Source organism: Acidithrix sp. C25 (genome assembly GCF_904848545.2).
The window spans coordinates 966,763-989,309 of the sequence record NZ_CAJHCI020000006.1 but is presented as its reverse complement, the minus strand read 5'-3'; the positions used below and the strand labels follow the sequence as shown (position 1 = coordinate 989,309).

The window sequence follows — 22,547 nt, the reverse complement described above, 5'->3', positions numbered from 1 at the left end:
TGGGAGAATTATTAATCGGGCTAGATTTTCGGCCAGTAATCTGAGGTTGCCCACAAATAATAGACACATTGATTACTCCACCTTGGCGGACTCCAATAAGGTTAGCTCAAAACCGACTGGTGAGACGTTACCGATCTTCGAGTACCGCCTTTTATGGTTATAAAAGTCCATGTAACCCCTAATCCCATCCCTTAATTCGGACACACCTTCAAATACGTGCCGGTAGAAATATTCGTGCTTGAAGATTGACCAGAACGATTCAGCACTTAGTGGTCCATCGCTGACGATAGATACAGCTTCTATACGTCTGCGTTCGTCTTTTACTTGACCGTATAGAGCCTCTTGGGAAATAGATACCTCATTAGCTACCTCTGCAACGTTCCTGCCAGAATCTATAACTCGATGCGCAGCTTCGGTCTTGAACTCAAGGGTGAATTTACGCCTTGTTTTCGACAAAAGTGACATCCTTTCTACCAACAATCTATGTTGGCTTGACAGGTGTCCACTAAATCTGGGTAACCTCAGTTGCTGGAGCCACCGGTGAGTGGACACTACATGCAATTTGTCACAACTTGAGAAAACTGGCTAATTCACGTCAAAACGGAGTGATAGCGCTGGCATAAAGAGGAAATAATCCCATAGCTGACCCAATGAGTCTGTTCTAGGAGCCATTCAGACGTTCTTAGGAGTTTGTTTGTCGTCGCTATAGCCAATAAATGGGTGAGACAGGAAAACAGACCGAAACCCGAAACTAATTCGGACTCACGCTCCTAGGTAAATAAATTGCCTTTGCATTACAAAAAGTTATACTAATTGTATGCCGCAGATTGTTACACGTTTAGATGAAGATTTGGCCAAGCAGGTGGACAAACTTATAGCCGACGGAATTGTCCCTAGTCGCTCCGAAGCGGTAAGGATAGGACTTGAATGGTTTGTTGATAAACACCGACGGGAAAGTATTGGTTTAGCAATCGCTGAGAGTTTCTTGCAACGACCTCAATCCAAAGAAGAGCTCATTGGAATCGAAGGAGCCACCAAAGCCTTGATCGAGGAGGAACCATGGTAGCCGTCCCTCTTCAGGGCGAGATTTGGTGGGCAGAGACGGAGGATAAGCGAAGGCCGGTCCTTGTCGTTACGCGCTCGGAAGCAATACCAGTACTAACGGGCATCATAGTAGCTCCTTTGACACGAACCATTCGGAACATACCGAGCGAAATACGACTCGGCGTCAACGAAAACCTCGAAGTTGAGTGCGCCGCTTCGTTCGATAATTTGCAACGGATTGCTCGTTCTGCGCTGACTAGACGAGTTGGGAGTTTAGGCCCACGTTTTGGCGAACTATGTCACGCGATCAAAGCCATGACGGACTGCTAAGTAACTGCTTCAATCGGGAGACCTAAACTTTGGCTCCGCCGTAGCTGGATTAGTTATGAGTTCCCTTGCCCGACTATCTGAGTTACGTACTCAATCGACCTGGCGAAGTGCGAACTGTAGTTGCCAAGCGAACTGTATTTGTGATGAATTTCAGAGTCCGGCTGATTTCTTCGTCAAAGCATGCAGCACGGCAGTTTCTGGCAATTGTCCTGTTAGATCTCTGTGAGCGTTTGCGAAACTGCAAACGTTCACAGCGGGAAACAAGCGGACTGCTTTGGCTGCAGCTCATCTCGTGCTGACTGCCAATGGCTTAGATTCGGAAGCATATTTACCACCCGGGGATACTTAGATAAGACGGTAATCCGCCCGTAGCGAAGACGGCGAGTAGTAAGTCACGGCTACTATGTTCAGAAATGCTGGGGCACTCGCCGTTAGCCGGGTAAAACCGGACCCAAGACCCAAAAGAGGTTTTGGTTTTAACGCCTTGATATAGGCGTTTAGCCCGATATTATGACCGGCTTGCCTTCAATCATGACGCTGTTGCCATATTGTCATGGGTAGTGGCTACAACGAGGTTCTTGCCCGACGAGGTTTGCTGCTAGTGTCGTCTATCTGGAGCGAATTCGATCTACCTTCGGATCAGAAGTTTTCTATAGTCACGTTACCCAAGGATCTATTAGTCGGTCGAACATCATGCGCATTAGGGTCTCCTGTCCACCGAAGCTAGCGACAGATGCAGATATGTTTTGTTCAGGTTTCAGCCGGTCCCATGCGATATGCGAGCTGGCATTGTGCGCTAACTGGCTGAAAAATACACGCTGAGTTCTACCGTTGAATTCTCGGAATGGATGCAGTGCATTAACATCACCGTAAAACGAAGTGAGTCGAGAGATAAACTCCTCCCGAGAGAGACCCTGTAAGAATTTGTGTGTGGCGAGACGTCGAAAAATTTCATCCGCATAAGAACGTAAGTTTCCGACCGGGCAAAATATCTGTTGTTTTGCAATATTTACGTCACGCAGTTCTCCTGCCCAGCTGACCAAATCCTGAGCAATGTAACGATGTATTGCCTGAAGGTGTGCTATATCAAATTCTCCTTGGACCGGATGGACCTCTAATTCTCGGATGCGGCGTCGAGTAAAGTCAGCCTCTGCCTCACTCAATCTATTGGCATCAGTGATACCGAGGAGATTACGAAGGACTCCATTGGCATCGACGTACTTGTCCCAAGACACTTGTTTAGGTTGGGGGTCCCTGTGTGTGGTGACGTTTTAGTGCAGTAAGTGCATCTGCGTCACTCAACTGACCTGCCGTTACCTGAGCCTCAAGCGAGTGGCTTAAAGCAGTGGGCTCTTGGCCTTCGGCCCTGACCGAGGCTAGGGCAACCATGTCTGTTTGGGAACGGTCCCGTTGCGACTGTAATTGATCTAGTTCAGTCATTATTTCCTGGTACTGCTGATAGGACAACAGAACCGCTTCTGGTGTGCGGTGCGCTCCCAGGAATAGAGGAGCAGCGGTTTTCCCTTCAGTGCGAAATCGTGCAAGAATCGCAGATAGTTTTTGACGAACTTCGACAACCGGAGCTACGACAAGTGGTTGTGCCATGTATCTAGTGCAACAGAAATATGTGATAGTGCCAACAACGATGATTGATCAGAGTCAGCGACAGGTGCAAACCAAAAAAGCGCTCGAAATTTGGCAACAACCCAAAGAGCCACTAAGGCTGACTGGTACACATCTTATGCAAACTCTGGGCTTCATTTAGGAAGCCACGGATCCCAGGAGGACTCATGTCCTACAGTAGATTTCTCAAAAGTAAATGTAATATCTATCGGATCATATCTATGAATCAAGTTGAAATGAGACGCATTATCGAACCGAAATGGGGTCGGAAAAACTCCAGCTTCTCTACATGTGACGGTAGCGTTAGTAACATCGATTTCAATTTCTGCTTTTGAGTTCGCCTCAGTAGCCGCCATGATCAGCTCGACCGTATCATGACCGATCTCAACAGGAACTATTTCTTCTTGAGGGAGATTTCCCCGATGTATGGCGGCAACACTAGAGATAATGACTGCTTTGATTCCAAAGTCACGTAGTGCCCAAACGTCATGTTGTCTAGACGCCCCACATCCGAAGTTTTCATCAGCCACAATGATCGAAGCCTGAGACCGCATGGGATCGATGATGATAAAACTTGACTCTTCTCGCCAATTCTCGAAGAGTCCGCTTCAAGATGTAACTATTCGTCACTTTTACTTTTTCGCACCCACGTTAGTTTGACATAGCTGCAGTTGACCGATTGATAGAACGTGATCGTCAGATGCTGGAGCATTCTGGCAAGTTATGAAATTGCCTTCGGGTGTGGGGTCGACGTGATCGGGGACTTGGGTACCAGCAGCGTTGTCGCCTACGCATCCGGCAACACTTGATTCGCCGGAGATGGTGGACCCAATGGTCTTCTAACCGTGCCTAACTCAGCTGACAAGAAAGGGATCTGAGACTGCATGCTATCGGTCAAGCGGTATTGTTCTTGAGAAAGCGGGAGTGTAACCCCCTTCTTAAAGGGTGGGGTCGAGCGACTTCTGTTACACCATAGCACGGGGTAGACCGTTTTTGACAATCAATTCACGGCTCTATTGAACTTTATGTGGATCAACTAATTGGGAGCCTTCCAGGGAAATTACTTCTGGTTGCCCTCATATGCCGTTGTGTATTGCGGTGGAGCACCTTTAAAGACAGTGAAGAAGTACATAGAAAGCCAGAAACTCACCTAGACGTAAATTAGGGAAACCAAAAAAGAATGAGGTCGCTTGGCCCGTCCTTTACGGAAACCGATTGCGCTCCCGTTGGTTCAAGGCAACAGTGGTTTCCTTGCTCTTAGTCTTGAAGGGAATAGTTTGTCGATAAAAAAGTCATCTTTGGTGGTAAATTCAATTGGCAAACAAAATTTGATTTAGGAGATGTAATGGCAGCGAAGGTTATCTTTGATTTTAAGTTCAATGAGGGAACAATTTCGGAGGGCAAGAAGACTGTTGGTGAAATCTTGGTAGATACCCGGAAGTTTGACGGTTGCCTTGGTGTCGAGGTAATCGAGGATGTCAAAGATTCGACTCATTTCGTTTTCATCGAAAGCTGGGTATCACAGGATCATTACTCAGCCTATACCACCTGGCGGGCAGGCGAGGGAAGGACGAACCTTGGTTCCTTCTTTGCCGGACCTCCAGCAGTCACAATTTATGAAACTACAGATATTTAGTAAGGTCTAAAAGCATGAGATTGAGCCTGTGGGCTATTCTTATGAAGATTTGAATTGACTTCATTGGCTCAATCCAAGGAAAAACATTTACTGAAGTGGTTGCGAAATCAATAACTTAGCGAGTTAGTGCTCGCAAGAACGTTGAACTCTCCCATTGAGGTTACCCAAGTAATGTGAACATGGGTTTATTGTTTTAACTGTTGATAAAAATACCTAATATATCCGGCTCTATTGACCTTCATGTGGATCAACTCGCCCTCTCGTACGGAAGTTTGAGATCAATTGGTCCACAAGAAAGCATCACCAAAGCTAGAGTCGCCTCAGCAGAATGAAGTCCATAGCATCTAGCAATGATCGATCGGATCTTGGTGTTCAAACCTTCAACTCGACCATTTGATACACCGAGTTCAATAGAAGCCATGATGCCCGCCTTATGGGTCCGAATTGTCTTTGACAATCGGACAAACGTTTCAATCTAAAGACCGAGCTGCACGCGAGCACCATCTCTCTAGAAGTTCATTTACCTCATCGCTGGAGAGATCTCCAGCGAAGACCGCCCGGAGGGATTCCTTCATCTCGTATGCCCGCCAGAGTTTTCCACCGGTACGCTTGATTTGGTAAAGGGTTTCGTTCTGACGTTCCGTTAGATCACCAGGATTCTTCTACAGTGCCCACCTGTGCACCTGTGCACCTGCGAACTTGCGGGCATATTCTGGTGAAGGAAGCTTTCTCATCTGACGCCAGAGGTCGCATCTAACCTCTTCTAGGGCTTTCTGTTCCCAACTTGACTATCTTGGTATGGATCGAGACAGATCCGTGCATCTGGGCAATGATCCGTAAATGCTTTGCCAAAAGCAGGGCCCATATCCATAGTTGCCGCGGTAATCTTGGCGGCTCTGTCCGGGCCTAGATCACTGAAAAACCTATTCAAGCTACTTGCCTTTTTCCCTTTGCTCCATAGATGTTGCCAGCAACATTAAATTGACCCAGGATCGCCAACATTAAATTGACCCACCCTCCAGTAAGACTTGTCTGTGGAACATTCAAAACCACGGAGGAGTCATCAAATGCTGAAGGGCAGGACATTAATGAATTTAATTGAATTAAGATCACAAGGACACAGCTATCACGAAATATCTAAACTTGCCGGTGTATCTAGGAATACTGTAGCTAAGTACGTTCGTGATGGAGCAATGTGCGAAACTAAACCACCTAGAGCGCCTAGGGGATCAAAACTTAGGTCCTCTATAAGGAGATGATTGATGGTTTTGTCAAAGACGGATTGATCAGTGCTCCAGCGATACTCTCTCGAATAGAACCTTTGGGCTATAGCTCTAAAGAAACGACGATCCGTAATTACGTAAAATCTATCAAACCAAATATTCGACCTCACGCCAAGGCGACCATTCGCTATGAAAGCAAACCGGGAGCTCAGATTCAACTTGATTGGGGACTCTTTGGTTATGACGATCACCGAGGAACAAGGAGAAACATCGCTGGACTTATGGTGACAATGGGTTACAGCAGAAGGGTCTATCTAGAGTTTGCCCTAACAGCTGACATCTATGGCTTTTCTACCTGTTTGATCAATGCTCTTTATTACTTTGGTGGCATAACCGATGCATTTCTTACCGATCACATGAAAACAGTTGTCCTTGGTGGCTCAACCACTCAAGGATGGGACCTAAATAGTCACACGAGCGACTTGGCTAAATATTTAGGTATATCAATCAAGTTAGCTCCAGTGAGAAGACCCCAGACAAAGGGCAAAGTAGAACGAGGAATACGATACGCCAAGGATAACTTTTGGCCAGCACGTACTTTTACCAACTTAGCCGACTTGAATGAACAGGCTCTTTCTTGGTGTCAACAAACTGATACGAGAGTACATAATGGCCTTGGCGAGACTCCCCTAGAAGCATTTGCCAATGAGTCGCCCTATCTTCGGCCTCTTCCGAAACGAAGTGAACTTTATCAATTTGAACGTCAGTTTAGAAAAGTTGGTGCTGACGGATTCTTTTCTTTCGCCGGAGTTAGATATGGAGTTCCTTGGCGGTTTTCCCATAGGGTTGTCAGCGTGATTGTTGAGAACAATGCTCTTTTGGTCTTTTTAGATGAAGAGCTAATTGCTACTCACGCACTCTCTTACAAAAAGCGCTCCATGGTTTATCTGCCCGAACAATATAAAGGCATAGAGCGACATGGATCTTTCATAGGGCCTGTTCCAATTGCTAGGCAATACGTTGACACCCAAGTACAACAACGTTCACTTGGGGTTTACGAGGAGGTTAGCCTAAATGCTTGAGTTAGAAGAACTTCGTTTGATTCTTATTGAATTAGGACTGAGCCGATCAGCAGAAATCCTAGAGTCCAAGCTTACAAGTGCCACTGAGGCGAACTACTCCTATTTGGCATTTGGTAAAGATCTACTTAGCCATGAGCTCTCGACTAGGCGCGAACGAGCCTTTGAAGTTCGAATGCGAACGGCAGGCTTACCTTCCAAAAAGCGTATATCTGACTTCGACTTTTCCTTTTGTCCTTCGCTCGATAAAGCAGTAATCGATGGCTTGTGCTCATTGGCATTCGTGGCAACTTCGTCAAACGTAGTCCTACTTGGACCTCCTGGGGTTGGTAAAAGCCACATCGCTATAGGTCTTGGAATGGAAGCCATCATTGGCGGATACAGCGTCTACTTTACAACGCTATCTAAAATCGCCGATGATCTGTCATATGGGACATCTGGAGCTAGATTTAGAAAATACATCACTCCAAAAGTACTAATTATCGATGAAATCGGATACCGAGCCATCGACCATGTAGCCAGCAATGCCTTCTTTGAGGTAATTAGCGCCAGGTACGAAACTGGATCGATAATTCTCACTTCAAATAAAGGATTTGGAGAATGGAGTGAAATATTTCCTGATGTCATCCAAGCAACAGCAATTTTGGATCGTCTGTTACATCACTGCACGGTAATCAATATCAAAGGAAACTCCTATCGCTTACGTGATCGTGTAGCCCAAGGTATCTACACCAGCCCTCAGGCAGCTGCAGCTCATAGACAAGGAGAAGTAGTGACAAGTGAGCGGTGATTAGTTGATAGCCAACTTCACCTTAGCGACTAGAAATCTTCAATTCGAGCCTCTTTAGTGGGTCTTTGGATCCTACGGTTGACTCTTAGGCCTACTTGAGCTTCAAGGATCACAGCCAGCCCTTCGTCGAATGACAACGACAGAGAGGCTGGCTCTTGTTTTGACGATTGAATTCATAAAGCGATCCATTTAGCGCTAGTGACCTCCAATGATCACAGACGATTAGTTCGCTCTAGTCAATGACCATTTGAGAACGCCTAGCTAGTGTTGCCAGCAATAGCTAGCACCCATGAAGATGCATATGGGTAACCATACCCATATGCATCTTCATGGGCCTCACCCAGATAACTCCCCGATGTCACCACCATGGCTGCAGTGGGATGTTCTTAGTCAATCTCAGTCTGGGTGAATGTGTAAAAACCCTTAGTTGTCCGCATTCACCCATGATTGCTAATAGCCATCACCAAGGGCCAGGAATTACTTGAGATGTTTACTTGACACCCAATCACAACTATCCATAAGGAGATGTAAGTGGAAGATAAAATCCCCCTAGGCAACGCTATGGCAACGCCAGTATGTCATTACTGTGGGAATGCAATTACTGGTACTAAGCCAAGAATCTACTGTAGCGACAGATGTCGAGTAAATGCATGGAAGCTCCGTAATAGAAACAAGGTCCCCATAGCGAAATTGCCAAAGGGCAATAAGAGAAAAGATTGCACCGTCTATGAATGTCCGCAATGTGAAACAAGATACCTAGGAGTCCAGCGATGTGACGACTGTGGCTTGTTCTGTAAGAAGGTCGGAACAGGTGGACTCTGTCCCTCTTGTGATGAAGTAGTAGCCTTCATCGATCTCATTTGAGGATAAGACCACCAAAAGCTACTATCGCGCGTTGGATTGCTTTCCTGTAAATATTAGGGACCAGGACACCACAGCTTTTAGGGTAAGTATTCTCAGCTGATTAGGTTTCCTTCCAACTAAATCGAATCGTTGCTGTTTTGAGCTGGAATTTTAGCTATGACGATTTAGAGCAGGATCAAAAAATAAAGAATCTTTTGTTTAATTGGTAGTAGTGACGGGCTGTGGATCCTGTTGACCAAGAGTAACTAATGATAAATCGATGGGTGAAAGCCATAGCTTTGGGTTAGCCCGCATTCTTGGTCCACAAATCCATAGCCCCTTTGCAGCCTTTAGGCTTTGGCGATCTCAAAGTGTCATCGCTTTAGCCAAAGGCCATGCCTAGGCCATAACAATGTGGATGTGAATCGTTATGGCCTAGGCAGCCAAAGCAGCCGGAGAGAATATCTTACTTTTGTCTCTGAGCCACCTCTAGATTATCAACTAGTGGTCCATGACCTCTAAAGATTGAGGAATACCGATCCACAACCATATTCGCCACTACCATATTCGCCACAGCGACCCTCACCTTTGAGGCTTTGGGCCAAGAGCTTCACGTAGATATCTGAAGCTCTCACAATTGCGCTGGTGTCGGTCGATTCCTGAGGAATCCAAAGCTATAGGGCTAGCTATAGCACTACCGCCAGATTCCCATCGATTCTAAGGCCCATTAATGAATCAGGATTATCCACAAGGACTCAACTCTCAGTAGGCCCCGTAGCCCAGTCATTATCGATTATCAAGACAATGTCGACAAGTTCAGCTTTATGGAGTAGTTCAATTTCGCTTAGATGGGGTTACGTGATTGCTTCCAATGGCCATGGCGGGTTTCTGACTAGTCAGTGCTGTGACTCATCGTCGATGAAGCGCACCTTCGAGATCACCTAAGAGACAATTGCACAATTCGGAAATCAACTCTTTCGGGTGGCATTTTTTGACTCGGAGTGGGGTTGCTATGCCTTATCTAGCATTAAGTTCGGAGCTTTAAATCCAAAACAGCTAAGGATCTACTTTCGCAATTGTCTCCTAGGCTTCAAGCGCCGTGGTTATCAACCTCGGTCATATTGGCTCCACTGGGATTGGGCAGAAAAGATGTGAGATCTAGGTTTGGTCATTTGATTCATGAGAAACGGAGATCACTCCGATGTTGGTGGCACTTGCTACCAGCAACTATCAATCGAGACACTAAATGGATGTATCAATCGTCCTGATAGTCACCACAAGATTGAAAATAGTCATTCGACTCAATAGCCCCAAGAGCACTTGGTCTATGATTTGATGGACCTTGAGATAACAAGAGGATCATTCCAAAGCTGAGAACCCAATCACAGGTGATCAGTGATTGCCAAAATGCACTCTGAGATATTTCTATTACATATTAAGATCCTATGACTACAACAAGTCCTAATGGACTGTGGATTTGTGGACCAAGAATATTACAGGTAGTCAAATTTGTAACTTTCGCCTACCGAGTTGAAATCGGCGACTCTTGGACAACAAGACCCACAGCCCGTAGCTACTACTAAATCAACAAAAAGTTCTTCCTTTCCTAATCATCAAGATGCTGCCGTAGCATTAGCCCCACGTCCTAGAACCAACAATCCAATTAATTCGAAGACCAATACTTATGGATCATGACCGTTTGGGCCAAAGACTATAACTATGAAGCCATAGAGCCTCGAGTTGATCCATGGATATACGACAACCAGTGCCTTGCCTAAGTCCTAACGCCTAAATGGATAAGTTTTCCAAGCAATCCAATTCAACCAGTCAAGATTTAACCCAGTGGCAAATGTCAGTTATCGCAGTGGACTTTGACCCAAGAGAATTCAAAAATCTACAACCAGCGATATCTCAATCTGCTCAAACGCACTACCATGAATGGGTGGGGTGGGTCAAAAATAGGTTGCTGCTAGTGGGTCAAAAATAGGTTGCTGGCAACAGCGTCGGAGCGACCTTCGGTCAGCTCCTTGATCGGTGGCTCGAAGAGTGCGAACGGATGGACCTCTCCCCAACGACGCTCAGGACGTACCGGGCTCAGATCAAGCGGACCATCCGGCCACGGCTTGGCAAGGTGAAGCTCAACCAGCTCACCGCCAAGCACCTTGATGGCCTGTACGGCTTCATGAAGGACGCCGGATCGTCTGCAAAGACGATCCGGAACCACCACGCCATCATCTCCTCTTCCCTCCACCAGGGTGTCCGGTGGGGCTGGGTGAAGGCCAACGTGGCAGAGCGGGCCAAGCCGCCACGGGTCGCTCAGCGCCGTGTGCAAGCTCCCTCGGTTGACGTGGTGCGGGATGTGATCGAAGAGGCCGAGAAGCGTGACCCCAAGCTGGCACCGCTCCTCATGCTCGCTGCCTTGACCGGGATGCGTCGTGGCGAGCTGTGCGCTCTCCGCTGGAGCGATGTGGACTTGGAGCTGGGGACGCTTGAAGTGTCCCGCTCCGTCGTCGTCGTGGTCGGTGGTGTGGCCGAGAAGACCACCAAGACTGACCGCTCACGCACCGTCGCTCTTGATGCCGTCGGCGTCGCCCTCCTGAAGCGCCAACAAGAAGAAGTCCGCAAGTGGGTGAAAGAAGCGGGCGGGAAGTCTCTTCCCCCGGATGCCTTCGTCTTTTCGCCGGTGGTTGATTCCTTGCTCCCCTTCCGTCCCGACAACGTGACGAGCTTCTTCATCCGGGTCCGCAACGATGTCGGTGCGCCGAATGTTCGGCTGCACGACTTGCGCCACTTCACGGCGACCCAGCTCATTGGAGCAGGTGTCGATGTCCGTACGGTCGCCGGTCGGCTCGGTCACTCCGACCCCTCCCTCACCCTTCGGATTTACAGCCACGCCCTCGAAGAGCGTGACCGAGCAGCCGCCACGATCATGGGGAACGTCCTCTCGGCAAAGCGCAAGAAGCGGGCAAACCCTCAGCTTCCGTCGAAAACCGGGTAAGGCTGCTTCGATGGAAAGCGAGGATCTACCGGAGCTGAAGGGCAGCGTCACCGTTGGCGTCATCACGGTCACCCAGCTCGACTGGTGGAACGAGCACCCCGATGCGTTCAGCGAGGCCGAGGCAGTCCTGGGCTGGGAAGAGCTGCACGTTGACCGTCGCACCGTCGGGCCGGTCATCGAGGACCGGCCAGAACAGCGTTTGACCATGACCGTCGAGGAAGCGGCGGGCATCCTTGGCATCTCCCGTGCGACCGCCTACGACGCCGTGAGTCGTGGCGAGATTCCGTGCCTCCGCATCGGGAGGCGCATCCTCATCCCCAAGGTGGCGATGGAGAAGCTACTGAACAGTGGCTCCTCATGACGCTCTCTCTTCTGCCCAGTGAGCCGCCCGTGCGCTTGACGATGTCCGTCGAAGAAGCGGCCATCGTTCTTGGCATCTCCCGAACCTTCGCCTACGAGGCCGTCGCCCGTGGCGAGATTCCCTGCATTCGGATTGGGCGACGCATCCTCGTGCCCAGGGTCGCACTCAACCGGCTCCTGGAGAGCGCTGGAGCGGATGGAACGGGCGGAAGTTAACCTCCCACACCGGCGATCCTTATTGGAGGTTGTATACTAACTTCCAACAAGGAGATTCCATGTCTAGGGTTATGAAGCGACGCTGGAGGAGCGATGTCGGCGGCACCGGGCTTCCTCGGAAGGACAGCCGGTCGTGTGACTACGAAGCGTATGTCCCAGATCATCTCATGGGACGACGGTTTTTCCTAGAGGGTGAGGTCGCTGCGGATGTTGCCGATGCCGAGGCGGCCATCGTTCGTCTGAACGTCGAAGCGAATGCACTCGTTGACACCGAGGCGCTCGCTCGCATCCTCCTTCGTGCCGAAGCAGTTGCTTCTTCGAGGATTGAGGGACTGGAGGTCGGAGCACGACGGCTCCTCCACGCCGAGGTCGTTCGAGGGATGAACCAGGCGGCAGCCGACGTCACGGCAGCCGAGGTCCTGAACAACATCGACGCCATGGTGTTTGCGGTTGAAAGCGTCTCAGCCGGTGATCCCATCACCGTGGACCTCCTCCTCGACATGCACCGTCGCCTCCTTGCTGGCACACGACTTGAACAGTACGGAGGCGTCGCCCGAGACCAACAAAACTGGATCGGTGGAAGCGCCTACAACCCGTGCGCAGCCGTCTTCGTTCCCCCTCCCCAGAATTCGTCAACGAACTTCTTGAAGACCTGTGCGCCTTCTGCTGCACGGATGACCTCCCCGCCGTTGCGCAAGCTGCCATCGCACATGCCCAGTTTGAGACGATCCACCCGTTCGTGGACGGAAACGGAAGAACTGGTCGAGCCCTGATCCATCTCATCCTTCGACGTCGGGGACTCGCTCTCCGAACGCTTCCTCCCGTGTCACTGGTGCTTGCGACGTGGGCGCAGACCTACATCGACGGGTTGACGCTGTTCCGGTACATCGGATCGCCAACGTCCCCTGCCGCCATCGACGGGCTCAACACGTGGATTGGCCGGTTTGCAAGCGCCTGCACGAGGTCTGTGGCTGACGCCAGCACGTACGAACGTCGAGCGGCTGAGCTAGAGGTGGAGTGGCGTGAACGACTCGGTTCGGTCCGTGCCAACTCCGGAACGGACGTTCTCCTCCGGGTACTTCCCGGTGCGCCGATCCTGACAGCCGACAGCGCCGCCACGCTCCTTGGCCGTACGTTCAAACCCGCAGCCGCAGCTATCCAGCGACTCGTGGATGCGGGGATACTCCGGCAGGTGAACGTCGGACGCCGGAACAAAGCCTTCGAGGCACCCGAGGTCATCGCCGCCTTCACGGCACTGGAGCGGCAGCTCGCCAGTCCCGAAGGCGACACTCGCACGAGCGAGCCCGTGCGTACGGTGCCTCGACGGAAGTGACCAGACCGACGTAGACGGTCAACCGTTTACCGTCTGCGGAAAGTGCATCTCCCTGGCCGCTCTGAGATCGGGCATCTCTACGGTCATCCGTTGACCGTTGACCGTAAACGGTCCACGATCTTCGTTGTTGACGATCCGTTGCCAATTTCCTCATACTCGATCATGTCGTGGAAAAACTCGTCATCGCAGCTCACAAGGGTGGATCGGGCAAGACAACAGTCGCAGTAAATCTGGCTGGTGCCTTTGCCAATCTGGGAATGCGTGTACTTCTCGTCGATACCGATCCTCAAGGAGCCTGCGCTGCTGCCCTCGGTGTCAACCCCGAAAAGCCGACGCTCTACGAAGTGCTCGTCGGCCACGCACAGAGGCAGGAGGCGATAATCGGAACCAGCATCCCAGGTCTCTCCCTCCTCCCCTCCGATCTCGACCTTGCCGGAGCCGAAGTCGAACTGCCCAAGCTCGATCACTGGCAACAACTCCTCAGTCGGGTCCTGGTGAGTCTCGAATCCGTTTGTGATGTTGCTCTCATCGACACACCTCCAGGGCTTGGCGTCCTGAGCTACAGCGCTCTCAAAGCCGCCACAGGCGCACTCTGTAAACAGCGGAATTAAATTGACCCACCATCAGCGATAAAAATTGACCCACCCAACAGACAATACTCTTGAGTGAATATCCACTTTCACGAAGGAGTTTTACATGCTGAAGGGTAGGCCACTTATGAACATATTTGATTTGAAGCAACAAGGTCTCAGTTACCGAGAAATTGCCCGAGAAACTGGACATTCAAGAAACACCGTACGTAAATATCTAAGAGACGGAGCAAGTTCTAAACCAATCGAGACAAAGCCACAACGAAACTCAAAACTCGATCCCTATAAGTCTGAGATCGATCGACTTGTATCTGAAGGACTTCTGAGCGTTCCGGCAATCATGTCAAGAATTGTTCCACTGGGTTATACCGGTAAAGAAAGTATCTTGAGAACATATGTCAGTAGTATCAGACCACCGGCAAAGCCAAAACAGGTAGCTATCAGGCGATATGAAACCCAACCAGGTAAACAGTGTCAGTTCGATTGGGGAATATTTAGCTATGTCGATTCGAGAGGAACAAAAAGACATATTCCCGGACTATATGTAACACTTGGACGAAGTCGCAGGAGTTATCTGGAATTTGCACTGAGTGGCGATATATACGGTCTTATAACTTGTCTGATCAATGCCTTTTTCTACTTTGGTGGACTAACCGATGTGTTTCTCACTGATCATATGAAGACCGTGGTAATCGGTGGAAACGGAAAAGACGGATATCAGTTCAACTCGCAAATGGCAGATCTGGCTAATTTCTTGGGAATATCAATCAAACTATGCAGAGTGAGACGGCCAGAAACCAAAGGCAAGGTAGAACGAGGGATTAGATATGCCAAGGAGAACTTCTGGCCTGCTAGAACCTTTAGCGATCTAGCTGATCTAAATCAACAAGCCCTTATCTGGTGTAGCGAAGCAGATAACCGGATTCATCAAAGTCTCGGTATTACCCCAAATGAAGCCTTCATAGTAGAACAGCCACACTTAGGACCACTTCCAACCCGGGAGACATTGTACGGTTTTGAAAAGAGAATCAGAAAGGTAACAGCTGATTCGTTTGTCTCATTTGCTGGAGTCAAATACGGAGTACCTTGGAAATACTCACTTTCACAGGTAGAGGTACTTCCAAAAGAGCGAACCGTTGAGATTTATTCAAACGGAGAGTTGATAGCTTCTCATCAACTTACCTACCAAAAGCGCTCGTTGGTTTACCTTCCTCATCAATACAGCGGGATCACTGCTGAAGCTGGCAGACTGGCTCCTCCGGTACTTGTAAGACAAATCATTGACACTTCAGTTGAGATCCGTTCGCTTGATGAATATGTGGAGGCTGCAAATGTTAGATCTTGAATTAGCTCAAAACCAGCTAGTAGAACTGGGTCTTGGCCATATGGCTGAACTATTAGATGCCAAGGTATCTTCTGCAACTGAAAAAGACCTTTCCTATTTGGCATTTCTATCTGAACTATTGGGAGTTGAAATTGAATCAAAAAGAAAAAGGACCTATGAGATAAGACTGCAGACCGCGGGACTGCCGTTTAGGAAGTCATTTTCAGATTTCGACTTCAACTTCTGTCCAAGTATTGATAAGGCATTTATCTCTGAACTACGTTCTCTGGCCTTTATCTCTAGTGCCACCAACCTGGTCCTTTTGGGTCCGCCCGGGATCGGCAAGACTCATATTTCTGTAGCACTTGGTCTTGAGGCAATCGCTGGTGGATTCTCTTGTTATTTTACTACATTGTCAAAAATTGCAAACGACCTTTCCAGTTCCTACAGTCCAACCAAGATGCGAAAGTACACCTCTCCTAAGGTACTGATAATCGATGAAATGGGATATAGGCCACTTGATCGAATGGCAGCGAATTATTTCTTTGACATTATCTCCGCCAGATACGAAACCGGAACCGTAATCCTTAGTTCCAATAAGGGCTTTTCCGAGTGGGGCGATCTCTTCTCAGATCAAGTACTAAGTACTGCAATTTTAGACAGACTGTTACACCACTGCCATGTAATCAACATCAAGGGCAACAGCTACCGGCTCAAGGATCGAATCAAACAAGGAATCTATACCAACCCACAAACTGGTGACAACGCCAAGAAAGGTGAAGAGGTGGAAAAATGAAAACTTCCTATCATCACTTCCGCTACCTAAGCGAACCTAATCCGGTCTCAAATGATTTCCAATCAGTGGAAGAGATACAAGTACCGAAGAGCCAATACCTATTTCATAACGTTACGGAACTATCTCAGCTGGGATCACTAGAGCGAACCCGAGAACCATTTCATAACGTTACGGAACTATCTCAGCTGGGATCACTAGAGCGAACCCGAGAACCATTTCATAACGTTACGGAACTACCTATCTCAAAGATCTGCGAGAGACAGGGGTGTGATCAAATACTTCCGGAACATTGCATAGGAAGACCACAAAGGTATTGCTCAGCAGCTTGTCGTATGGCAGCTCATAGACAGAGGAAAAGAGGCCCGATTAGAGCAGAGGTACATTTTGGTTCTGCAACTACTCGGAGTAGACCAGAGGAGCGATCCTGGATGGTCAAGTTACTTCGAGATAATGAAGAAGTGATAGTCACCTTCGGTCAAACTAGAGATAATGCAGAACGTCTTACTGCTCGGCTAAACGAATTTCTCTACTGAGATTTTCAGATACACGGTGACTTAGAAATGAGACACTTTTACTGACACCAACAACTACTATTGAACTCAATTGGGTGGGTCAATTTTAAACCGCTGATGTGGGTCAAAAAAACGTCGCTGTTTACACACTCGTCACCTGCCCCCCTGAGTTCATGGCATTACGGGCGCTCCCACACCTCCAAGAAATGACAGAGCGAGCAAACGTGCCGCTCCTTGGGATCATCCCAACCATGACCACGACGACGACTCGTCATGCCCGAGAAGTCATGGATCAGCTCACCGACCAGTATTCGGACCTCCTCCTCCCCGCCATCCCACGTCGAGTCGCTCTTCAGGACGCTGCTCTCGCCGGGCTGCCGGTTACATCGTTCGAGCCATCAAGCGAGATCGCCGAGCGCTTCATGTCGCTTGCCAGGGAGGTGCTCACTCGTGGCAAGAACCTCGCTGCATGATCGCCTGCAGGCTGGGAACGCTCCAGCACCGAAGGGCCGGGAGGCTCTTTATCAAGCCTCGACGCCCGCTTCGGAAGTTGCCCACTCGGAGGTTGACCGTCAACCGTTGACCGTAGACGGTCAACCGTCCGTTCCCGCCGAGGAACGGTGGGAGGACTCCCACACCCGAGTGACCTTCTACTGCCCAGTCTCGCTCGTGAAGACGGTCGAATCCGAAGTCGCCAACTCCGGGAGGAGCAAGAGCCAAGTCATCGTCGATGCCTTGCAAGGTCACCTCCGGGGACGGAGGACTCGACGTGATTGACGACCGGCTCGACACGATGATCCCCCTGAGCACCATCGCTGCTGAGGTCTTCGCCGCAGAGGTCGAGATGGCCCGAAGAACCGAAAACTTGGGATACATGGCAAGGATCATGGCGCAGGTCACTCTTCCCCACTCCAAGCCGATCACCAACGAGTACACCCGGCGAAACGGCAAGCTCACCCTGTCGATGTGGTCTCCGCAGCATGTGGGTCTTCCCTACGGCGGCGTCCCTCGTCTCCTGATTGCCTGGCTCACGACGGAAGCCGTCCGGACCAGAGAGCGAACGCTCGTCCTCGGGCCGACCCTCTCAGGGTTCATGGCCCAGCTTGGGTTGATGCCGACCGGAGGTCGATGGGGCACGATCCCCAGGCTTCAGGAGCAACTCCGCCGTCTCTTCACTGCCCAGATCGTCTGCACCTTCGACAGCGACGAAGTCTCCAGAGGTTCATCGCTCGGTGTCGCCAGCGACTACGAGCTGTGGTGGAACCCCAAGAAGCCCCACGCCGGGTCCCTCTGGAACAGCACCGTTACGTTGGGCGAGCGATTCTTCGACGACATCATCGAGCGCCCTGTCCCGGTCGATGTGGCGACTCTCCGACAGCTGAAGCGGTCTCCGCTGGCGCTCGACGTCTACACCTGGTTGACCTACCGCTTCAGCTACCTCGGACGGGAGACCTTGATCCCCTGGGAGGGTATCCAGGCCCAGTTCGGTTCGGACTACAAAGAGCTGTTCAGCTTCCGCTACAAGATGAAGGCTGCTCTTGCCAAGGTCCATGTGGCGTACCCCGAGGCACGCTTCGCCCACGAGGACTCCGGCCTTCGGCTGTTCCCATCGGCCACCCACATCACGAGGGTGCCCGCCAATCACCTGGCACGCCGCTGATCGCTCACGTGGCAGATTCGGCACCTGTGGACAACTCATTCTCTCGTCCTGGCCGATCCGGGGACTTACGCATAAACGGTAATGAAGCTACGCATAAACGGTAATAGATTTACGCATAAACGGTAATGACGCTCCTTATTGTTAATCCGTTAATAACCTATACAATCCTGTATGGAGCTTCGTTGTGGAAAACTCTCTAAGGAGAGTTAGGCAGCAGCGAAGAGGCAACGCAAAACCGATAGGTACTTTCCGCACCTTGTGTCTTCCTTTCGGGTTCGCCCAGCGCACCTTCATCAAGGGGTGAGCGCTGCAAACGCACCAAACCCGCCAACCACCCCCTGGGTGATCCTCGACCCTTCACACCCGGAGCGGTAGGGTAGGGGAAGCGGCTCGTGGCGTCGTTCCGGCGCTGCTCGGAGCCCAATTTCCGGGTCTGTTCTCACCTCTGGTTCTGGAAAACAGAGCCATGCCTGGTACATTTGCAGGGTGTCCAGCGCTCCTCCGTGCTCTCTGAGAAGGGGATTTGCCGCCGCCGCCCCCATCCTGGATTGCAGTGGCAATCCTTCAACACCCCACACCCACTACGTGATTACTTGTGTGTCTGGGGTGTTGAACCGGATGGGGGCGGCGGCGGGATTGAAAGGTAGGGAAGCAGGAGAGAGCAGAGGATGTGTACTGGGAGAGGGGATAACAAAAACTGATGTGATTTCCAGAGGAGATTCTTTCCACACGAGAAGAAGAAAAAGAAAAGGGGGAAGTCCGTGCGGGAAGAGAATCTAGAAGGCAAATAAGTGGAATGAGTGGAGCGATGGAATTCTCTTTATGTGCTCTCGTGTGATGATGAGAAATGATCTGGCTGAGGATACAGAAAAGATGGCTCTTGCAGTTTTACTGATGCCGTCACATACTCAAATTAGATCGGCAATGTTTACGGCCAGCGAGTGTGTGTCAGGGACACCGCTGGCTCATAGGTAACGTCCATGCCGACCAACCCCCCAAAGAGGACCCAGACACAATCCCGGACCAGCGAGATCGCTGAGTCGCTCACCCCGAAAGGCACCCTGCCGCTCAGGTCAGCCGGGCGGATGCAGATCACCGACCGGGACGTGGACATCCTCATCTGGGTCGCTCGGCACGGGATCGTGACCGCCGACCAGATCGCAAGGCAGTTCTTCCCGACCCCGCAAGGGAGGTCCGCCTGCTTCCAGCGGGTGCGGAAATTGTGCGACGCCAGCCCTCCGCTTCTGAAGCGGGACCGGACCCATTTTGGGGAGCCATCCGTCCTTCGGGTGTCGCCGCAGGGCTCCCGGATCGCAGACGTGGGGCTTGCCCCGGCCCGCCTCGTCCCGTCCGAAATCCACCACGCCCTTGCCATCGTGGACCTCGCCGAGGAGCTGAGTCGCAAGTACCCGAAGACCACCTTGCTCACCGAACGGGAGCGCCGGGCCGAGCGGTACCGGGAGAAGCGGGCAGAGCAGAGGAAGACGACAGGACGCATCCCAGACGCCGTCTTCATCTTCCCGGAGACAGGAACGAAAAAGGAGCGGACGGTCGCCATCGAGCTGGACCGCACCGCCCGAAGTCGGATGGACGCTGAGACGGTCGTGAAGGCGTACCTCTCTGAGCGCTACACGGAGGTCTGGTGGTACGTCCGCCCGAACCGGGTGGACATCATCCGGCAGATCACCAGAAGGATGAAGGTCGATGACTTCATCGAGGTACGACCATGGGTTGGAACTGTTGCCAGCAACATTAAATTGACCCAGGATCAGCAACATTAAATTGACCCACCCTCCAGTAAGACTTGTCTGTGGAACATTCAAAACCACGGAGGAGTCATCAAATGCTGAAGGGCAGGACATTAATGAATTTAATTGAATTAAGATCACAAGGACACAGCTATCACGAAATATCTAAACTTGCCGGTGTATCTAGGAATACTGTACGCAAGTACGTTCGTGATGGAGCAATGTGCGAAACTAAACCACCTAGAGCGCCTAGGGGATCAAAACTTAGGTCCTCTATAAGGAGATGATTGATGGTTTTGTCAAAGACGGATTGATCAGTGCTCCAGCGATACTCTCTCGAATAGAACCTTTGGGCTATAGCTCTAAAGAAACGACGATCCGTAATTACGTAAAATCTATCAAACCAAATATTCGACCTCACGCCAAGGCGACCATTCGCTATGAAAGCAAACCGGGAGCTCAGATTCAACTTGATTGGGGACTCTTTGGTTATGACGATCACCGAGGAACAAGGAGAAACATCGCTGGACTTATGGTGACAATGGGTTACAGCAGAAGGGTCTATCTAGAGTTTGCCCTAACAGCTGACATCTATGGCTTTTCTACCTGTTTGATCAATGCTCTTTATTACTTTGGTGGCATAACCGATGCATTTCTTACCGATCACATGAAAACAGTTGTCCTTGGTGGCTCAACCACTCAAGGATGGGACCTAAATAGTCACACGAGCGACTTGGCTAAATATTTAGGTATATCAATCAAGTTAGCTCCAGTGAGAAGACCCCAGACAAAGGGCAAAGTAGAACGAGGAATACGATACGCCAAGGATAACTTTTGGCCAGCACGTACTTTTACCAACTTAGCCGACTTGAATGAACAGGCTCTTTCTTGGTGTCAACAAACTGATACGAGAGTACATAATGGCCTTGGCGAGACTCCCCTAGAAGCATTTGCCAATGAGTCGCCCTATCTTCGGCCTCTTCCGAAACGAAGTGAACTTTATCAATTTGAACGTCAGTTTAGAAAAGTTGGTGCTGACGGATTCTTTTCTTTCGCCGGAGTTAGATATGGAGTTCCTTGGCGGTTTTCCCATAGGGTTGTCAGCGTGATTGTTGAGAACAATGCTCTTTTGGTCTTTTTAGATGAAGAGCTAATTGCTACTCACGCACTCTCTTACAAAAAGCGCTCCATGGTTTATCTGCCCGAACAATATAAAGGCATAGAGCGACATGGATCTTTCATAGGGCCTGTTCCAATTGCTAGGCAATACGTTGACACCCAAGTACAACAACGTTCACTTGGGGTTTACGAGGAGGTTAGCCTAAATGCTTGAGTTAGAAGAACTTCGTTTGATTCTTATTGAATTAGGACTGAGCCGATCAGCAGAAATCCTAGAGTCCAAGCTTACAAGTGCCACTGAGGCGAACTACTCCTATTTGGCATTTGGTAAAGATCTACTTAGCCATGAGCTCTCGACTAGGCGCGAACGAGCCTTTGAAGTTCGAATGCGAACGGCAGGCTTACCTTCCAAAAAGCGTATATCTGACTTCGACTTTTCCTTTTGTCCTTCGCTCGATAAAGCAGTAATCGATGGCTTGTGCTCATTGGCATTCGTGGCAACTTCGTCAAACGTAGTCCTACTTGGACCTCCTGGGGTTGGTAAAAGCCACATCGCTATAGGTCTTGGAATGGAAGCCATCATTGGCGGATACAGCGTCTACTTTACAACGCTATCTAAAATCGCCGATGATCTGTCATATGGGACATCTGGAGCTAGATTTAGAAAATACATCACTCCAAAAGTACTAATTATCGATGAAATCGGATACCGAGCCATCGACCATGTAGCCAGCAATGCCTTCTTTGAGGTAATTAGCGCCAGGTACGAAACTGGATCGATAATTCTCACTTCAAATAAAGGATTTGGAGAATGGAGTGAAATATTTCCTGATGTCATCCAAGCAACAGCAATTTTGGATCGTCTGTTACATCACTGCACGGTAATCAATATCAAAGGAAACTCCTATCGCTTACGTGATCGTGTAGCCCAAGGTATCTACACCAGCCCTCAGGCAGCTGCAGCTCATAGACAAGGAGAAGTAGTGACAAGTGAGCGGTGATTAGTTGATAGCCAACTTCACCTTAGCGACTAGAAATCTTCAATTCGAGCCTCTTTAGTGGGTCTTTGGATCCTACGGTTGACTCTTAGGCCTACTTGAGCTTCAAGGATCACAGCCAGCCCTTCGTCGAATGACAACGACAGAGAGGCTGGCTCTTGTTTTGACGATTGAATTCATAAAGCGATCCATTTAGCGCTAGTGACCTCCAATGATCACAGACGATTAGTTCGCTCTAGTCAATGACCATTTGAGAACGCCTAGCTAGTGTTGCCAGCAATAGCTAGCACCCATGAAGATGCATATGGGTAACCATACCCATATG

Annotated in this window: 27 protein-coding genes and 5 pseudogenes; 24 read left to right on the top strand and 8 right to left on the bottom strand. The window is 49.9% G+C overall.

Going from position 1 to position 22,547, the window contains the following annotated elements:
* Positions 1 to 72 precede the first annotated feature (72 nt).
* Positions 73 to 456 (bottom strand): IS3 family transposase, encoded by a 384-nt coding sequence (locus ACIDITHRIX25_RS73495; RefSeq protein ID WP_201732651.1) that lies wholly within the window; start codon positions 454 to 456, stop codon positions 73 to 75.
* Between the two features lie 361 nt (positions 457 to 817).
* On the opposite strand from ACIDITHRIX25_RS73495, the gene ACIDITHRIX25_RS73490 reads away from it, so the two are divergent.
* The 3 genes from ACIDITHRIX25_RS73490 (at position 818) to ACIDITHRIX25_RS73480 (ending at position 1,673) form a co-directional block, all read left to right on the top strand.
* Positions 818 to 1,066 carry a ribbon-helix-helix domain-containing protein gene (locus ACIDITHRIX25_RS73490; protein WP_201732650.1) on the top strand — a complete coding sequence of 83 codons (249 nt, stop codon included), beginning with the start codon at positions 818 to 820 and terminating at the stop codon, positions 1,064 to 1,066.
* The gene (locus ACIDITHRIX25_RS73485; RefSeq protein WP_052606963.1) at positions 1,060 to 1,374 is read left to right on the top strand and encodes a type II toxin-antitoxin system PemK/MazF family toxin; all 315 of its coding nucleotides are present in this window, start codon (positions 1,060 to 1,062) and stop codon (positions 1,372 to 1,374) included. The genes ACIDITHRIX25_RS73490 and ACIDITHRIX25_RS73485 overlap by 7 nt, the downstream gene beginning before the upstream one ends.
* 65 nt (positions 1,375 to 1,439) lie before the next feature.
* Positions 1,440 to 1,673, top strand: coding sequence for a hypothetical protein (locus tag ACIDITHRIX25_RS73480; RefSeq protein ID WP_201732649.1), 234 nt, complete (start codon positions 1,440 to 1,442; stop codon positions 1,671 to 1,673).
* Between the two features lie 357 nt (positions 1,674 to 2,030).
* Here the strand turns inward: ACIDITHRIX25_RS73480 and ACIDITHRIX25_RS73475 are convergent, their stop codons facing one another.
* From ACIDITHRIX25_RS73475 to ACIDITHRIX25_RS73465, 3 genes are all read right to left on the bottom strand, one after another.
* On the bottom strand, positions 2,031 to 2,609 hold the full coding sequence (locus ACIDITHRIX25_RS73475) for a Fic/DOC family protein (RefSeq protein ID WP_201732648.1): 579 nt from the start codon (positions 2,607 to 2,609) through the stop codon (positions 2,031 to 2,033).
* 4 nt (positions 2,610 to 2,613) lie between these two features.
* Positions 2,614 to 2,979, bottom strand: a complete 366-nt coding sequence (locus ACIDITHRIX25_RS73470) for a hypothetical protein (RefSeq protein ID WP_052606961.1) — start codon at positions 2,977 to 2,979, stop codon at positions 2,614 to 2,616.
* Between the two features lie 152 nt (positions 2,980 to 3,131).
* Positions 3,132 to 3,551 carry a 3-isopropylmalate dehydratase small subunit gene (locus ACIDITHRIX25_RS73465; protein ID WP_052606960.1) on the bottom strand — a complete coding sequence of 140 codons (420 nt, stop codon included), beginning with the start codon at positions 3,549 to 3,551 and terminating at the stop codon, positions 3,132 to 3,134.
* A gap of 486 nt (positions 3,552 to 4,037) precedes the next feature.
* On the opposite strand from ACIDITHRIX25_RS73465, the gene ACIDITHRIX25_RS73460 reads away from it, so the two are divergent.
* Both ACIDITHRIX25_RS73460 and ACIDITHRIX25_RS73455 read left to right on the top strand, forming a co-directional pair.
* Positions 4,038 to 4,151: a transposase gene (locus ACIDITHRIX25_RS73460; protein ID WP_201732647.1), complete on the top strand. Its 114-nt coding sequence runs from the start codon at positions 4,038 to 4,040 to the stop codon at positions 4,149 to 4,151.
* A 191-nt stretch (positions 4,152 to 4,342) separates the two neighbouring features.
* Positions 4,343 to 4,633, top strand: a complete 291-nt coding sequence (locus tag ACIDITHRIX25_RS73455) for a putative quinol monooxygenase (RefSeq protein WP_052606959.1) — start codon at positions 4,343 to 4,345, stop codon at positions 4,631 to 4,633.
* Between the two features lie 247 nt (positions 4,634 to 4,880).
* On the opposite strand, the gene ACIDITHRIX25_RS73450 is transcribed toward ACIDITHRIX25_RS73455, so the two are convergent.
* The 3 genes and pseudogenes from ACIDITHRIX25_RS73450 to ACIDITHRIX25_RS000000104220 all read right to left on the bottom strand — a co-directional run.
* On the bottom strand, positions 4,881 to 5,108 hold the full coding sequence (locus tag ACIDITHRIX25_RS73450) for a transposase (RefSeq protein WP_082058844.1): 228 nt from the start codon (positions 5,106 to 5,108) through the stop codon (positions 4,881 to 4,883).
* Positions 5,104 to 5,283: pseudogene (locus ACIDITHRIX25_RS73445) on the bottom strand (DesA/ISL3 alpha bundle tail domain-containing protein); the annotation flags it as partial. The pseudogene ACIDITHRIX25_RS73445 and the gene ACIDITHRIX25_RS73450, both read right to left, overlap by 5 nt.
* A gap of 113 nt (positions 5,284 to 5,396) precedes the next feature.
* Positions 5,397 to 5,573 (bottom strand): annotated as a pseudogene (locus ACIDITHRIX25_RS000000104220) (transposase); the annotation flags it as partial.
* 315 nt (positions 5,574 to 5,888) lie between these two features.
* On the opposite strand from ACIDITHRIX25_RS000000104220, the gene istA (ACIDITHRIX25_RS73440) reads away from it, so the two are divergent.
* The 14 genes and pseudogenes from istA (ACIDITHRIX25_RS73440) to ACIDITHRIX25_RS73375 all read left to right on the top strand — a co-directional run bounded on the left by istA (ACIDITHRIX25_RS73440) (position 5,889) and on the right by ACIDITHRIX25_RS73375 (position 16,718).
* A complete protein-coding gene (gene istA, locus ACIDITHRIX25_RS73440; protein WP_201732635.1) occupies positions 5,889 to 6,938 on the top strand; it encodes an IS21 family transposase in 1,050 nt (349 codons plus the stop codon).
* Positions 6,931 to 7,725, top strand: a complete 795-nt coding sequence (gene istB / locus ACIDITHRIX25_RS73435; protein WP_201732634.1) for an IS21-like element helper ATPase IstB — start codon at positions 6,931 to 6,933, stop codon at positions 7,723 to 7,725. Before istA (ACIDITHRIX25_RS73440) ends, istB (ACIDITHRIX25_RS73435) begins: the two co-directional genes overlap by 8 nt.
* Positions 7,726 to 8,256: 531 nt before the next feature.
* A complete protein-coding gene (locus tag ACIDITHRIX25_RS73430; protein ID WP_152625793.1) occupies positions 8,257 to 8,589 on the top strand; it encodes a hypothetical protein in 333 nt (110 codons plus the stop codon).
* Positions 8,590 to 10,591: 2,002 nt separating this feature from the next.
* A pseudogene (locus tag ACIDITHRIX25_RS000000104215) lies at positions 10,592 to 10,720 on the top strand (tyrosine-type recombinase/integrase); the annotation flags it as partial.
* A 30-nt stretch (positions 10,721 to 10,750) separates the two neighbouring features.
* Positions 10,751 to 11,566 carry a tyrosine-type recombinase/integrase gene (locus tag ACIDITHRIX25_RS73420; protein WP_502756211.1) on the top strand — a complete coding sequence of 272 codons (816 nt, stop codon included), beginning with the start codon at positions 10,751 to 10,753 and terminating at the stop codon, positions 11,564 to 11,566.
* 10 nt (positions 11,567 to 11,576) lie between these two features.
* Positions 11,577 to 11,927: a helix-turn-helix domain-containing protein gene (locus ACIDITHRIX25_RS73415; protein WP_201732644.1), complete on the top strand. Its 351-nt coding sequence runs from the start codon at positions 11,577 to 11,579 to the stop codon at positions 11,925 to 11,927.
* On the top strand, positions 11,852 to 12,142 hold the full coding sequence (locus ACIDITHRIX25_RS73410) for a helix-turn-helix domain-containing protein (RefSeq protein WP_201732643.1): 291 nt from the start codon (positions 11,852 to 11,854) through the stop codon (positions 12,140 to 12,142). The genes ACIDITHRIX25_RS73415 and ACIDITHRIX25_RS73410 overlap by 76 nt, the downstream gene beginning before the upstream one ends.
* 59 nt (positions 12,143 to 12,201) lie before the next feature.
* A pseudogene (locus ACIDITHRIX25_RS73405) lies at positions 12,202 to 12,537 on the top strand (Fic/DOC family N-terminal domain-containing protein); the annotation flags it as partial.
* A 200-nt stretch (positions 12,538 to 12,737) separates the two neighbouring features.
* A pseudogene (locus ACIDITHRIX25_RS73400) lies at positions 12,738 to 12,869 on the top strand (Fic family protein); the annotation flags it as partial.
* A 96-nt stretch (positions 12,870 to 12,965) separates the two neighbouring features.
* Complete coding sequence (locus ACIDITHRIX25_RS73395; RefSeq protein ID WP_201732974.1) at positions 12,966 to 13,475, top strand: Fic family protein; 510 nt, start codon at positions 12,966 to 12,968, stop codon at positions 13,473 to 13,475.
* 167 nt (positions 13,476 to 13,642) lie between these two features.
* Positions 13,643 to 14,086, top strand: coding sequence for a ParA family protein (locus ACIDITHRIX25_RS73390; protein ID WP_201732641.1), 444 nt, complete (start codon positions 13,643 to 13,645; stop codon positions 14,084 to 14,086).
* Positions 14,087 to 14,171: 85 nt separating this feature from the next.
* On the top strand, positions 14,172 to 15,410 hold the full coding sequence (istA, locus tag ACIDITHRIX25_RS73385; RefSeq protein WP_201731987.1) for an IS21 family transposase: 1,239 nt from the start codon (positions 14,172 to 14,174) through the stop codon (positions 15,408 to 15,410).
* Entirely contained in the window at positions 15,397 to 16,185 is a 789-nt protein-coding gene (gene istB, locus ACIDITHRIX25_RS73380; protein WP_201731988.1) for an IS21-like element helper ATPase IstB, read from the top strand. The genes istA (ACIDITHRIX25_RS73385) and istB (ACIDITHRIX25_RS73380) overlap by 14 nt, the downstream gene beginning before the upstream one ends.
* A complete protein-coding gene (locus tag ACIDITHRIX25_RS73375; protein ID WP_201731989.1) occupies positions 16,182 to 16,718 on the top strand; it encodes a hypothetical protein in 537 nt (178 codons plus the stop codon). Before istB (ACIDITHRIX25_RS73380) ends, ACIDITHRIX25_RS73375 begins: the two co-directional genes overlap by 4 nt.
* Before the next feature lie 423 nt (positions 16,719 to 17,141).
* Here the strand turns inward: ACIDITHRIX25_RS73375 and ACIDITHRIX25_RS73370 are convergent, their stop codons facing one another.
* Positions 17,142 to 17,444: a hypothetical protein gene (locus ACIDITHRIX25_RS73370; RefSeq protein ID WP_249685647.1), complete on the bottom strand. Its 303-nt coding sequence runs from the start codon at positions 17,442 to 17,444 to the stop codon at positions 17,142 to 17,144.
* A gap of 22 nt (positions 17,445 to 17,466) precedes the next feature.
* On the opposite strand from ACIDITHRIX25_RS73370, the gene ACIDITHRIX25_RS73365 reads away from it, so the two are divergent.
* The 5 genes from ACIDITHRIX25_RS73365 (at position 17,467) to istB (ACIDITHRIX25_RS73350) (ending at position 22,225) form a co-directional block, all read left to right on the top strand.
* On the top strand, positions 17,467 to 18,357 hold the full coding sequence (locus ACIDITHRIX25_RS73365; RefSeq protein WP_201732638.1) for a replication protein RepA: 891 nt from the start codon (positions 17,467 to 17,469) through the stop codon (positions 18,355 to 18,357).
* A 980-nt stretch (positions 18,358 to 19,337) separates the two neighbouring features.
* Positions 19,338 to 20,138, top strand: coding sequence for a replication-relaxation family protein (locus tag ACIDITHRIX25_RS73360; RefSeq protein ID WP_201732637.1), 801 nt, complete (start codon positions 19,338 to 19,340; stop codon positions 20,136 to 20,138).
* Between the two features lie 62 nt (positions 20,139 to 20,200).
* A complete protein-coding gene (locus ACIDITHRIX25_RS000000104210; protein WP_201732636.1) occupies positions 20,201 to 20,392 on the top strand; it encodes a helix-turn-helix domain-containing protein in 192 nt (63 codons plus the stop codon).
* Positions 20,389 to 21,438, top strand: a complete 1,050-nt coding sequence (istA, locus tag ACIDITHRIX25_RS73355) for an IS21 family transposase (protein WP_201732635.1) — start codon at positions 20,389 to 20,391, stop codon at positions 21,436 to 21,438. Before ACIDITHRIX25_RS000000104210 ends, istA (ACIDITHRIX25_RS73355) begins: the two co-directional genes overlap by 4 nt.
* Positions 21,431 to 22,225 carry an IS21-like element helper ATPase IstB gene (gene istB, locus ACIDITHRIX25_RS73350; RefSeq protein ID WP_201732634.1) on the top strand — a complete coding sequence of 265 codons (795 nt, stop codon included), beginning with the start codon at positions 21,431 to 21,433 and terminating at the stop codon, positions 22,223 to 22,225. The genes istA (ACIDITHRIX25_RS73355) and istB (ACIDITHRIX25_RS73350) overlap by 8 nt, the downstream gene beginning before the upstream one ends.
* The last annotated feature ends 322 nt before the right edge of the window (positions 22,226 to 22,547 follow it).

What these genes read in the sequence shown, in the direction of transcription:
- ACIDITHRIX25_RS73490 (WP_201732650.1), top strand. Translation starts at nt 818, where the DNA reads ATGCCGCAGATTGTTACACGTTTAGATGAAGATTTGGCCAAGCAGGTG.
- ACIDITHRIX25_RS73485 (WP_052606963.1), top strand. Translation starts at nt 1,060, where the DNA reads ATGGTAGCCGTCCCTCTTCAGGGCGAGATTTGGTGGGCAGAGACGGAG.
- ACIDITHRIX25_RS73470 (WP_052606961.1), bottom strand. Translation starts at nt 2,979, where the DNA reads ATGGCACAACCACTTGTCGTAGCTCCGGTTGTCGAAGTTCGTCAAAAA.
- ACIDITHRIX25_RS73465 (WP_052606960.1), bottom strand. Translation starts at nt 3,551, where the DNA reads ATGCGGTCTCAGGCTTCGATCATTGTGGCTGATGAAAACTTCGGATGT.
- ACIDITHRIX25_RS73455 (WP_052606959.1), top strand. Translation starts at nt 4,343, where the DNA reads ATGGCAGCGAAGGTTATCTTTGATTTTAAGTTCAATGAGGGAACAATT.
- istA (WP_201732635.1), top strand. Translation starts at nt 5,889, where the DNA reads ATGATTGATGGTTTTGTCAAAGACGGATTGATCAGTGCTCCAGCGATA.
- istB (WP_201732634.1), top strand. Translation starts at nt 6,931, where the DNA reads ATGCTTGAGTTAGAAGAACTTCGTTTGATTCTTATTGAATTAGGACTG.
- ACIDITHRIX25_RS73420 (WP_502756211.1), top strand. Translation starts at nt 10,751, where the DNA reads ATGAAGGACGCCGGATCGTCTGCAAAGACGATCCGGAACCACCACGCC.
- ACIDITHRIX25_RS73415 (WP_201732644.1), top strand. Translation starts at nt 11,577, where the DNA reads ATGGAAAGCGAGGATCTACCGGAGCTGAAGGGCAGCGTCACCGTTGGC.
- istA (WP_201731987.1), top strand. Translation starts at nt 14,172, where the DNA reads ATGCTGAAGGGTAGGCCACTTATGAACATATTTGATTTGAAGCAACAA.
- istB (WP_201731988.1), top strand. Translation starts at nt 15,397, where the DNA reads ATGTTAGATCTTGAATTAGCTCAAAACCAGCTAGTAGAACTGGGTCTT.
- ACIDITHRIX25_RS73375 (WP_201731989.1), top strand. Translation starts at nt 16,182, where the DNA reads ATGAAAACTTCCTATCATCACTTCCGCTACCTAAGCGAACCTAATCCG.
- ACIDITHRIX25_RS73360 (WP_201732637.1), top strand. Translation starts at nt 19,338, where the DNA reads ATGCCGACCAACCCCCCAAAGAGGACCCAGACACAATCCCGGACCAGC.
- ACIDITHRIX25_RS000000104210 (WP_201732636.1), top strand. Translation starts at nt 20,201, where the DNA reads ATGCTGAAGGGCAGGACATTAATGAATTTAATTGAATTAAGATCACAA.
- istA (WP_201732635.1), top strand. Translation starts at nt 20,389, where the DNA reads ATGATTGATGGTTTTGTCAAAGACGGATTGATCAGTGCTCCAGCGATA.
- istB (WP_201732634.1), top strand. Translation starts at nt 21,431, where the DNA reads ATGCTTGAGTTAGAAGAACTTCGTTTGATTCTTATTGAATTAGGACTG.